Raw genomic sequence first — 10,611 nt, 5'->3', positions numbered from 1 at the left:
CTGGGTGTCATCATTGATGGCATGATTTCCTGAAGGATTGAAGGAAATCATTTTCTTGTGCTTTCAGTTGGTGAAACTATTTGTTATAATTTAAAAATAATGTTAGGAGATAGAATATGATTGAAATTAAAAATTGTACAGTAAGTAATATTGAAAATGCGCTGCGCGGTATGCGTAATCCTTTGGATAGCTGGGAAAAAAGTGATAGTATAACTACAGACGGCAAGTTCATTCTTGGCCCTAATGATTTAAAATTAGCCCGCAAGCTTTGCGCGGCTGGCAGTGATCACCGTAAATTTTTAAGACAAATATTTGTGTCCTTAGATATAACGGCTCCGCTTTACTGGTGGAAGGAATTTGATACATATAAAGTAGGAACTGTTGCCAATTCAACAAGTACGATGCATACGATTCATAAGAAAGAGATAAATGAATCACTGTTCAGCTGTGAAAAGCTGGATGCTGAACGACTTGCGTTATTTAAAAATTATCTTGATCAGATTGAACAGCTGCGCCAGCAATACTTAATTGATAAAGATCCTGAATTATGGATTCAGATGATTCAACTGCTGCCAAGCAGCTTTAATCAGTTAAGAACCTGTACGATGAATTTTGAAACTTTGCTTAATATTTATCACAGCCGCAAAAACCATAAATTATCTGAATGGCGTCAATTCTGCGATATGATACTTAAAATCGAGTTTTTTGATATGATAGCTGAAATAAGCAGCCAATCTTTTTAGGTGTCTTGACACATCGCAACATTCTGTACGCTTTTTGACTATAAAGTGGTATAATAGTAAAGCAATTATCATTGCATAAATAACCATAGAGAGGCTAGAAAATGGAAACTTATGATGAAAAATTTGATTTTCGTGACAAACGAAATCTAAGCTTAGTCACTGATTTTTATGAATTGACAATGAGCCAGTGCTATTTTAATGCACCTGATGCCAACAAGATCGTTACCTTTGATTTGTTTTATCGGCGTAATCCGGATAATGGCGGATTTGCTATTTTTGCCGGTTTGGAACAGATTATTGGCTTTATACAGAATTTGCATTTTGAGGATGAAGATATTGCTTATTTAAAAAGTCTGAATAAATTCAGTGATGAATTCCTTGATTATTTACGTCATTTTATTTTTACCGGCGATGTATATGCAGTGCCGGAGGGAACACCGGTATTTCCTAATGAACCGCTGGTGCGTGTCAAAGCTAAAATTATTGAAGCTCAGCTGCTTGAGACTGCTTTTTTGCTGGCAATTAATCATCAAACCTTGATTGCGACAAAAGCAAACCGTATTGTCCGTGCTGCCAAGGGCAGAATTGTGATGGAGTTTGGGGCGCGCCGCGCGCATAATTTTGATGCTGCTAATTATGGTGCTAGGGCGGCTTATATCGGCGGTGTTGATGCGACGGCGACAACCTATGCCGGGGAAAAGTTCAATATACCGGTTGCCGGTACTATGGCACACAGCTTTATTCAGTCTTTTGATTCTGAATATGAAGCTTTTAAGGCCTATGCGCTTACTTATCCAGACAGCTGCACAGTGCTGCTTGATACCTATGATACACTCAACAGCGGCGTTAAGAATGCTATCCGAGTTGCGAAAGAAGTGCTTGAACCTATGGGGCATCGTTTAAAGGGTGTACGCATCGACAGCGGCGATATTGCCTATCTGTCAAAGAAAATCCGCAAACAGCTCGATGAAGCGGGACTTGAAGACTGCCAGATCGTTGCCAGCAATTCTTTTGATGAATATATCATAAAATCATTGATTGAGCAGGGCGCTCAAATTGATTCCTTTGGGGTCGGGGAGAATATGATTGTTTCTAAATCATCACCGGTCTTCGGCGGTGTTTATAAGATGAGCTCAGTGATTAAAGACAATCAAATGATTCCTAAGATCAAATTGAGTGAAAATGTTGAAAAAATGACCAATCCTGGGTTCAAAGATCTTTATCGCATCTATGACAAAGAAAATCATAAGGCATTGGCGGATCTGATGACAATTCACGGCCATCCAATTTCAGAAAACGAGGATTTAACGATCTGCCATCCGGATAATGTCTGGAAAAAGAAAACATTGAAGCGCGGTACGTTTGTGATCCGTGATCTTTATGAGCCGATTTTTGTAAATGGGCGGCTTGTGTATGAAGTGCCTGATTTGAATGAAATCAGGAGATACAGTCAGCAGGAGCTTTCTCATTTATGGGATGAATATTTCCGTTTTGAGTACCCTCAGGTGTATAAAGTAGACTTGACTGAGGAATTATTAAAAATGAAGCTCGATTTAATTGAGGAGATGAAGCATTAATATGTCCAAGACAGAAAAACGCAGTTTAGCGCTTGCCGCTTTGATCTATGCTGCTACTCTGATCTATTCCTTTGTGGTCAATTTTCCTGACCGCGCGATGAATACCCGCTTTAATATGACCTTTGTGGCAATTCTTTGCCCTTTGATCGTACCGGCGTTGTTTAAGCTCTTTAAATGGAAACCAATCAGTGAAATCTATATTATTAATCTTATATTTTGTTACTTTGCCTCTTTGATTGGTTCATGCTTAGGCGGCTACAGTGTCCCTTATTTTGATAAGGTTGTTCATTTTGGCTTTGGCTTCTGCGGCATCGAAATCGCTTATCTGCTGTATATGATACTTAAACGATCTTCCAAGCTTGACAGTATTCAGGAATGGCATATATTTCTTGTCTTTGTTAATGCGGTGAATACAGCAATTGCTGTTTATTGGGAGTTTTATGAATATGCAATGCTTATTTTCTTTAATAATGATGCAATCAATCATTATACCAGCGGAGTTCATGATACCATTACCGATATGCTGGTCTGCGTTGCGGGCGGTTTAGTAGTAACCGGTTTTTTGATCAGTGCTAAACGCAGCGGCAAAGATAATTTCTTTACCCGTCTGCCGCAAAAGTTTTATGATTTGAATCTTGCACATAGAAACGGCTAAACGCCGTTTTTTTTAATTTATGTTTGATCATTTTCTTGATGTGACAGATGTGTAAGTACAAATCTTTAACAGCAGTGCTAAAATAGAGACAGAAGATATGAAAAAAAGCTGTGCCTATAAAGGCATCAGCCGATCTTCAATAAAATCTTGAATCAACAGGAAGGCAGCGTCTCGCACATGCTCATCATTTAGTATTCGATGCTTTCCTAAATGCAGGAAAATGAGCTGTTTTTGTTCATGAGTGATCATGTCAAAAGCCCACACGCTGCTTCTTGGCGGGATGACCTCATCGGCATCACCGTGAATCAGCAGCACCGGACAGGATACCTTAGCAATACTAGCTTTCAGCTGCTTTACACATTCCATAAATGCCGGATAGAATGATTTAGGCAATGAGGGTTCTTTGCCGTCGTTTTTAGAACTGCTGATTAAACCGCTGGCTCCTTTAATTACCATGTTCGTATAATTTTCTAAATGAAAGTGGTTAAAGGCAGGGGCAATCAGAATCAGCTTTACAACCGGATAACAGGTGGCAAGATAGGAAGCGATAACGCCGCCCATGGAAAAGCCAAGCAGGTAAATCGGCCGTTTGCTGAGCTGAGCCTGAGTAAGCTGAGCTTTAGCTCGTTTGACCCATTGCTGCCAATCGCAGTCTTTCTCATCGGTTAAATCATACATATCAAAGCTGATCAATTCAATATTTTTATCGTTAAGAAATTCCTGAAGCTGATCCATTTCATGCCGCCGGCGCTTGCCAAATCCGTGAATCGTCACAAGCAGCGGCCGGTTGTCCTGATTTATTTCTTCTGTTTTTTCTTCTTTCATTAATTTTTTAATCCATTCAAACATTTCTCTCACATCCTTTTTCTGTATTATAGCATAGATTTGTGTTAGTATTATGTAAGAGAAAATGATTGAGGTGCAAGATGAATAACGAAACGATAAACAACTTTTTAAATCAGGTAGACAGTGCATCACCAACGCCCGGCGGCGGCTGTGTAGCAGCATTAGTGGCACAGCTTGGTCTCTGTCTTGGGCGGATGTATGGCCATTTAAGCGTTAAGCGCAAGGCTTTTCTGGCTCAGGATGAGGCGGTTCAGCAGAATTTTATGCAGTCTTTTGAAAAATTAAACGGTATGCGTGAAGTTTTAGAAGGATTGGCGGCAGCTGATATGGAGGCTTATCAGTCAGTGATTGATGCCTATCGGCAAAAGGATGCGCAGCTGATTCAGCAGGCGATTCATAAAGCGATTGATGTACCGTTTAAAACGATGCAGACAGCGGTTGAGGCAATGTCGCTTTTAGTACAGATGATGCCTTACGGCAATCAGAAGGCTGTCAGTGACTGCGCCATTGCAGTTATTCTCTGTGACGCGTGTGCAGCAAGCAGTTATCTAAATGTATTTATTAATATTCAGACACTTGAAGATCAAGAAGAAGCTGAAAAAGCGTTGAAAGCAATCGATGAACTCAAAGCAGCCGCTGCTGAAATGAAGGAGCAGTCATTTGCAGAGTGCATTCGTTTGATTAAACAATAAATTCGACACTTTTTTCACTTCTGTTTCGTTAAACTTAAACCAAGGGAGTGAAAAAGATGGATCTAATTAAAACAACAAATGAAAAACAGATTATCTATCTGATCAATGATCATTGTCCGAATCAGGCAATGCGCAATGAATTTCAGACGAATACATTTACACTAAAAATTAATAAACTGGAAATTGTTGAAAAGGAATGCTGCGGTTATGTCGTCGATGAGGGAGGCATCTTTCTGATTGCCAGCGTCACCCTGCATAATCTGAGTAATGAGATTCTTTCTTTTTCCAAAAATGATCTGCTGATCAGTTATGACAAGGAAGATCTGTATGAGGCGGAGGAATACTTCGGTGTGCCTTATCAATTTGAGGATGAGATTGCTTTAAAGCCCAATGAAGAGGTTAAAGGCAAGCTGGTATACATTATTGCTGAATCAGCAAAGAAGGTTACCTTCCGCTATTTTGAGAATTACGATGACGATACGGAGAAACAGTATAAGCTGCGTTATAATCTGGATTGTTAGTAAAATAAGGCATTCATTTTGTGAATGTCTTTTTTATGGGGACATATTCCTTAGAAATTCTTAAGAATTATCTGCAGTATTATTAAAGAATTCATCGATATAATTTAGTTGTTGAAAAGATGTGGTACAATAAATGGTGAAATTAAACAAAAAAGCTGACGGAGGTATTTATGGATAAGACGTTGATATTAGTTGTGGAGGATGAAAAAGAGATTGCGGAGGCAATTGAAATTTATTTAAAAACACAGGGTTATGATGTAATTAAAGCTGAAAATGGCGCCGAAGGGTTAAAAATGATTCAGGAGCATGATGATATTCAGCTGGCATTGGTAGATGTTATGATGCCGGTCATGGATGGCATTACGATGATTAAAAAAGCACGTGAGGATCATGATTTTCCATTTTTAATTCTCTCGGCAAAGTCTGAGGATCTGGATAAGATCATGGGCTTAAATATCGGTGCTGATGATTATGTTACGAAACCTTTTGTGCCCATGGAATTATTGGCGCGTGTCAATTCACAGCTTCGCCGTTATCAGCGCTATCTAAAAATGGTCTCTCAGGAGAAAAGCAATGATAATATCTATGTCCAGGGCGGCCTTGAATTAAATGCTGATACGAAGGAAGTCAGTGTAGACGGCAATCCTGTACGTCTGACACCGATTGAATTTAAAATTCTTCAGATGCTGATCAAACACCCGGGTCATGTCTTTTCAAGTGATGAAATATATGAACATGTATGGAATGAAGATGCGATTAATACCGAAACGGTGATGGTGCATATTCGTAACATTCGTGAGAAAATTGAACTCGATCCGAAGAATCCGCACTATTTAAAGGTGGTATGGGGTGTAGGTTATAAAATCGAGAAACTTTAGGAGGACATTATGGAAAAAAAGAGCAATAAACTCTTTGGGTTTCTTTTAATCTTAATCATTGCTTTGTTATCATTGGGCATGGTTATTGCTAAACCGATGATTTCAGCAGAAAAAAATGAACCTGATCTGACAAGCCTTGACACCAATGATTATTTTTTAGATGATTTATTTCTTGATAACATCGTTCAGTATAAGCATTTAAAATCACTGGAAGCGGGCAAGAATATTTCTTACAGCGAGCTTTTGCTTAAGAATCCGGATGCGGAAACCGCTGAATTATTTGATGATTTTATCAGCGGTTACAGTAATGTGGAAAATCCGGATGATTTTGAAGATTTATATTATACGCTTCAGCGTAAAAATCTAGTTCTTGATTTTTATGCCGAATCAAACGATACTCGCAGCTATTCAATCGATTTGTCGGATTTAAAGAATTCTGGCAATGATAAAGCAAAATATTTTAAGTGGTATATTATTATGCATTATGATGATGCCGGTAATCTTACAATCAGCAACGCGTCTCAGGATTTGCTGAAGACAGTATCATCTAAGTTTTTTAAAGGATCATTGATGGAATCTTCAGCGTTTAATTTTGAGTCCATCGTTCAAAACGGGGTGGCTGAAAACAGCAGCAAGGTCAATGTAGAACCGATTACCAATGCGACATTTATTTATGCAATCAGCAATGAGCGTTATCAGATGCTGGTTGACGGCACGATTTATTCACGCTATCTGCCGGGTTATTCAGCAATGAATGAGGATGCGGGTATGTTGGTTTTTATGGTAATCACTACCGCAGCGATTGCCGCGGCATGCTTTATCGCCACAAGACATGTGCGTGAGTTATCTGCCTACAATGCACTGCTTAAATGTCCTTTTGAATTAATGGTTGGCGTGCTCAGTCTGGGTATTTCCTTAATCTTTGGCTGGACATATTTAGTGCTTGTAAATATGGGGACAACTGATTTTATTACCGAGATATTGCAGAATATATCAACGGATAAGGCGGTTATCGTAACCAACAGCATCTTGTTTTTCAGCGGTTTTATCTATTTGTTCTTAGTTACCGTTGCGGTATATGAAATTAAGCTGATCTTTATTCAGGGCTTCTCTGATTTCTTTATGAATAACACGATCATCGGCTGGTGCTGCCGTAAAATCAGTGCTTTCTTTGATGTATTCAGAGGCTTGGATCTTTCGGATAAGCTGAATAAAAAGATTGCTACAGCATTGATTCTGAATCTGTTGGTTGGCTGTATTGCCTGCATCTTCTGGGCTTTCGGGCCGTTGCTGCTGATTCTTTATACGATTTTTACTTATCAGTATATCAGACGGATTGCCAGCGGCATGCAGCAGCAGTTCCACGTTCTTGAAAATGTGACCAAGGAGCTTTCATTAGGCAATCTTGATATTGAGGTTGAAGATGATCTGTCGGTCTTTGGTGAAGTGAAGGATAATCTGCTGGGTATTAAGACCGGCTTTAAGCAGGCGGTCGAAGAGGAAGTGCGTTCTTCAAAAATGAAAACTGAACTGATTTCCAATGTGTCACACGATTTAAAAACACCGCTGACTACCTTAATCAGTTATATTGATCTGCTGCAAAAAGAAAATATTACTGATGAAGAACGTCAGCATTACATTCAGATTTTAGATAACAGCTCACTGCGGCTGAAACGCTGCATCGATGATTTGTTTGAAATTAGTAAGGTTGAAAGCGGCAATGTGCAGTGTAATTTAGTAGAGGTTAATTTAAGTGATCTGCTTAAACAGATTCATTTTGAAATGAGTGATAAGATTGAAGCGAGCAATCTGACCTTTAAGACCTCTTATCCGGAGCAGAAAATCATCTGTATGCTGGATTCGCCGAAGACCTATCGTATTTTTGATAATCTTTATATGAATATTTTCAAATATGCGATGCCTTATACCCGTGTTTACATTGAATTAAAAGAGGAAAATGGCTTTGCCGTGGTATCCTTCAAGAATGTTTCGGCTACGGAGATTACTTATGCGCCTGATGAGCTGACGGAGCGTTTTGTACGCAATGATGCTTCCAGAAATTCTGAAGGCAGCGGTTTGGGATTGGCAATCGCCAAGAGCTTTACAGAATTGCAGGGCGGCAGTATTAAGGTTTTGGTTGACGGTGATTTATTTAAGGTGATATTAAAATTTGCCGTGCTTGAAAAGGCGGCAGAGAGGGAGGAAGGAAATGAAGAACAAGCATAAAATCAGCGCTTTTGCGGCTGTGTTTACAGTGATTACCTTAGTGTTGGGGGCGGCTTCTGTAATTGGTGCGATGTTTCATAGAAAGAAACTGAAATGATTTTATTTTCATAATATGAAAAAATTTATAAAATATTTCTGAAAATATATTGACAAGCGCTCAGCGAGCCGATATAATAGTGCCATACAAAAACGATGAAGAGAAGAGTAGGCATTAAAGCTTTCACAGAGAGTCCTCACAGGGTGCAAGAGGATAAAGGAAATAACTGCTGAAAATGGTCTTGGAGTTGCATTGCTGAGGGTTGCTTAGGCAATGTCGGATTCGCCCGTTAAAGCGATAGGGTATAACCTGTTTACAGGCGTACTTGAAGAGGCTGGTATTGTGAGATATCAGTGAAGTAAGGTGGTAACACGAAGTCAACTTTCGTCCTTTCAGGATGAAAGTTTTTTTTCATCCATTAAGTTGAATTAAAATAAAAGGAGAACAGGAAAATGAAAAAATTATTATCAAGTTTATTAGTTGTTGCATTATTAGCTGGCTGCAGCAGTAACAATAATCCGCCGGCAAGTGATCCAGCCGAATTAGAAACGATTATCGTCGGTGCAAGTCCAAGCCCGCATGCGCAGATTCTTGAATCGGTTAAAGAGACATTAAAGGCTGAGGGATATGATCTTGTGATCAAGGAATTTGATGATTATATCATCCCAAATACAGCATTGGAGAATGATGAACTAGATGCGAATTATTTCCAGCATCAGCCTTATCTTGATGGCTTTAATAACGATTACGGAACCCATTTAGCATCTGTTTTGAAGGTTCATTTTGAACCGCTTGGCGTCTATGCCGGCGGCAGCAGTGAAATTAAGGATACACTGACGCTGGATGATATAAAGGATGGCGCACAGATTGCGGTGCCTAATGATGGTACAAATGAGGCAAGAGCGCTGCAGCTGCTTGAAGCTCATGGCTTGATTAAAATTAAAGCGGGTGTGGGTTTGGCAGCGACGGTTCTGGATATTGAAGAAAATCCGAAGAATATAAAAATTGTTGAGATTGAAGCAAAGAACCTGTCAGCGATTTTACCGGATGTTGATTATGCGGTAATCAACGGCAATTATGCATTAAGCGCAGATATCGTTGATAAGCTTTGTGTGAGTGAGGATAAGAACAGTGAGGGTGCTCAGGAATATGCGAATGTTCTTGTTGTAAAGGAAGGCCATGAGAATGACGAGAAAATTGAAGCACTGAAAAAGGCATTAACGAGCGCTGATACTAAGACATTTATTGAAAATACTTTTGGTACATTGGTTATTCCTGTATTTGATTAAGACCTGCGGGTCTTTTTCTTTGCATAAAACGTGGGCAAATGCTGGAATTCTGTTATAATAAATATGAAAAAGGTGATATGCATGATGGAATTCATTAAGAAAAATAAGATGTTTGTGGCAGTTTTAACATTTATATTTGTCGTTATGGCTGCCGTTGCGGTTTATGCGCTGTCAATCAATAAACCCAGCGATATTGTACTGCCGCCCAATCTGGTCGATGAACAGCCGCCGCAGGGCAATGATGAGGAACCTGAGGATACTCATGAGCGTGCAATGATCCGTAATTTTTATGGACAGTTTGATGATGGCGGCAATTCGGTAATTCTTTACTGGGATATTGCCAGCAATGATTCAGTGATAGAAAAAATTGAACTTTATTCACAGAATAATTTAATTGCTGATGTGACGAATACGCAAAGCTATGAAATGCCGATAACCGTATATCAATTTGCTACCGGTGTCAACGAGTTTGAGCTTCGCTGTTCATTAAAGAATGAAGTGTCGATCAGTGAAAAGACGAGTGTTGTCGTAGATTACATTTTTGATTTTCAAAAGAGCAGTGAATGGGTTAATGATCCGCTTTTGGGTGAGGGTATCATGATCTCGCTGAGCTATACATATAATCTGTCAACACCGGTCGGTACGCCGATTATTATGGTAAAAGACAGCAGCGATGCGGATAGTGCCGTTGAGTTTGTTGCCAATACTGAACTGTCGCATACTAATAATTATGTAACGATGCAGACAACCTACTTCCTGCCAACAGCTTCATTGCCTGAGGGACTGGCAAGCTGGCGGATCAGATGGCTGTTTGATGTCGTACAGATCAGTACGGAAGATCGCATCAGCATTGATATCAAACGTGAGGACAGTGAGCTGCCGCCGAGTGATGAGGAAGATGAAAACTTTGAACCGGCAACTGAGGGAGATACTACGGATGATTAAACCAGGATTTTACCGTCATTTTAAAGGTAATTTATATGAGGTGCTGACGATTGCCAAACATTCTGAAACCGAAGAGGAATATGTGGTATATCGGGCATGTTACGGCGATCACGGGGTCTGGATACGGCCGTTGCAGATGTTTGATGAAGTGATTGAGAGAGATGGCAGGCAGGTTGCACGATTTACGCGTGTGGACTAGAAA

11 protein-coding genes and 1 other annotated feature are annotated in these 10,611 nt (G+C 39.7%); of the genes, 10 read left to right on the top strand and 1 reads right to left on the bottom strand.

Annotated features, from left to right (window positions below; translation table 11 throughout):
* Positions 1-116: 116 nt before the first annotated feature.
* The 3 genes from DWZ33_RS15280 to DWZ33_RS15270 all read left to right on the top strand — a co-directional run bounded on the left by DWZ33_RS15280 (position 117) and on the right by DWZ33_RS15270 (position 2,975).
* A complete protein-coding gene (locus DWZ33_RS15280; RefSeq protein WP_118455711.1) occupies positions 117-743 on the top strand; it encodes a hypothetical protein in 627 nt (208 codons plus the stop codon).
* A gap of 101 nt (positions 744-844) precedes the next feature.
* Positions 845-2,320, top strand: coding sequence for a nicotinate phosphoribosyltransferase (locus DWZ33_RS15275; RefSeq protein WP_118455709.1), 1,476 nt, complete (start codon positions 845-847; stop codon positions 2,318-2,320).
* Between the two features lies 1 nt (position 2,321).
* Positions 2,322-2,975, top strand: a complete 654-nt coding sequence (locus tag DWZ33_RS15270; protein WP_118455707.1) for a DUF2238 domain-containing protein — start codon at positions 2,322-2,324, stop codon at positions 2,973-2,975.
* A gap of 114 nt (positions 2,976-3,089) precedes the next feature.
* On the opposite strand, the gene DWZ33_RS15265 is transcribed toward DWZ33_RS15270, so the two are convergent.
* Positions 3,090-3,824: an alpha/beta hydrolase gene (locus DWZ33_RS15265; RefSeq protein WP_022938922.1), complete on the bottom strand. Its 735-nt coding sequence runs from the start codon at positions 3,822-3,824 to the stop codon at positions 3,090-3,092.
* A 77-nt stretch (positions 3,825-3,901) separates the two neighbouring features.
* On the opposite strand from DWZ33_RS15265, the gene DWZ33_RS15260 reads away from it, so the two are divergent.
* The 7 genes from DWZ33_RS15260 to DWZ33_RS18345 all read left to right on the top strand — a co-directional run bounded on the left by DWZ33_RS15260 (position 3,902) and on the right by DWZ33_RS18345 (position 10,608).
* A complete protein-coding gene (locus DWZ33_RS15260) occupies positions 3,902-4,513 on the top strand; it encodes a cyclodeaminase/cyclohydrolase family protein (RefSeq protein WP_118455704.1) in 612 nt (203 codons plus the stop codon).
* Positions 4,514-4,569: 56 nt separating this feature from the next.
* Positions 4,570-5,034 (top strand): DUF4352 domain-containing protein, encoded by a 465-nt coding sequence (locus DWZ33_RS15255; RefSeq protein WP_118455702.1) that lies wholly within the window; start codon positions 4,570-4,572, stop codon positions 5,032-5,034.
* Between the two features lie 170 nt (positions 5,035-5,204).
* Complete coding sequence (locus DWZ33_RS15250; RefSeq protein WP_022938925.1) at positions 5,205-5,912, top strand: response regulator transcription factor; 708 nt, start codon at positions 5,205-5,207, stop codon at positions 5,910-5,912.
* Positions 5,913-5,921: 9 nt separating this feature from the next.
* Positions 5,922-8,138 carry a sensor histidine kinase gene (locus DWZ33_RS15245; RefSeq protein ID WP_118455701.1) on the top strand — a complete coding sequence of 739 codons (2,217 nt, stop codon included), beginning with the start codon at positions 5,922-5,924 and terminating at the stop codon, positions 8,136-8,138.
* A 183-nt stretch (positions 8,139-8,321) separates the two neighbouring features.
* Positions 8,322-8,570: a binding site (T-box leader), on the top strand.
* A gap of 57 nt (positions 8,571-8,627) precedes the next feature.
* A complete protein-coding gene (locus tag DWZ33_RS15240) occupies positions 8,628-9,464 on the top strand; it encodes a MetQ/NlpA family ABC transporter substrate-binding protein (protein ID WP_022938928.1) in 837 nt (278 codons plus the stop codon).
* 81 nt (positions 9,465-9,545) lie between these two features.
* Positions 9,546-10,409 (top strand): hypothetical protein, encoded by an 864-nt coding sequence (locus DWZ33_RS18350; protein WP_147352901.1) that lies wholly within the window; start codon positions 9,546-9,548, stop codon positions 10,407-10,409.
* Complete coding sequence (locus tag DWZ33_RS18345; RefSeq protein WP_022938930.1) at positions 10,402-10,608, top strand: DUF1653 domain-containing protein; 207 nt, start codon at positions 10,402-10,404, stop codon at positions 10,606-10,608. Before DWZ33_RS18350 ends, DWZ33_RS18345 begins: the two co-directional genes overlap by 8 nt.
* Positions 10,609-10,611 lie beyond the last annotated feature (3 nt).

The sequence above is a fragment of the Dielma fastidiosa genome (assembly GCF_003475485.1).
Taxonomy (GTDB): domain Bacteria; phylum Bacillota_I; class Bacilli_A; order Erysipelotrichales; family Erysipelotrichaceae; genus Dielma; species Dielma fastidiosa.
The sequence above is the reverse complement of the archived record's forward strand: the minus strand, read 5'-3'. Positions and strand labels throughout refer to the sequence as shown.

Bases quoted from the DNA above. Each gene is read 5' to 3' on its own strand.
- DWZ33_RS15255 (WP_118455702.1), top strand. From the start codon at position 4,570: ATGGATCTAATTAAAACAACAAATGAAAAACAGATTATCTATCTGATC.
- DWZ33_RS15270 (WP_118455707.1), top strand. From the start codon at position 2,322: ATGTCCAAGACAGAAAAACGCAGTTTAGCGCTTGCCGCTTTGATCTAT.
- DWZ33_RS15260 (WP_118455704.1), top strand. From the start codon at position 3,902: ATGAATAACGAAACGATAAACAACTTTTTAAATCAGGTAGACAGTGCA.
- DWZ33_RS15280 (WP_118455711.1), top strand. From the start codon at position 117: ATGATTGAAATTAAAAATTGTACAGTAAGTAATATTGAAAATGCGCTG.
- DWZ33_RS15250 (WP_022938925.1), top strand. From the start codon at position 5,205: ATGGATAAGACGTTGATATTAGTTGTGGAGGATGAAAAAGAGATTGCG.
- DWZ33_RS15265 (WP_022938922.1), bottom strand. From the start codon at position 3,824: ATGTTTGAATGGATTAAAAAATTAATGAAAGAAGAAAAAACAGAAGAA.
- DWZ33_RS18345 (WP_022938930.1), top strand. From the start codon at position 10,402: ATGATTAAACCAGGATTTTACCGTCATTTTAAAGGTAATTTATATGAG.
- DWZ33_RS15245 (WP_118455701.1), top strand. From the start codon at position 5,922: ATGGAAAAAAAGAGCAATAAACTCTTTGGGTTTCTTTTAATCTTAATC.
- DWZ33_RS15275 (WP_118455709.1), top strand. From the start codon at position 845: ATGGAAACTTATGATGAAAAATTTGATTTTCGTGACAAACGAAATCTA.
- DWZ33_RS15240 (WP_022938928.1), top strand. From the start codon at position 8,628: ATGAAAAAATTATTATCAAGTTTATTAGTTGTTGCATTATTAGCTGGC.
- DWZ33_RS18350 (WP_147352901.1), top strand. From the start codon at position 9,546: ATGATGGAATTCATTAAGAAAAATAAGATGTTTGTGGCAGTTTTAACA.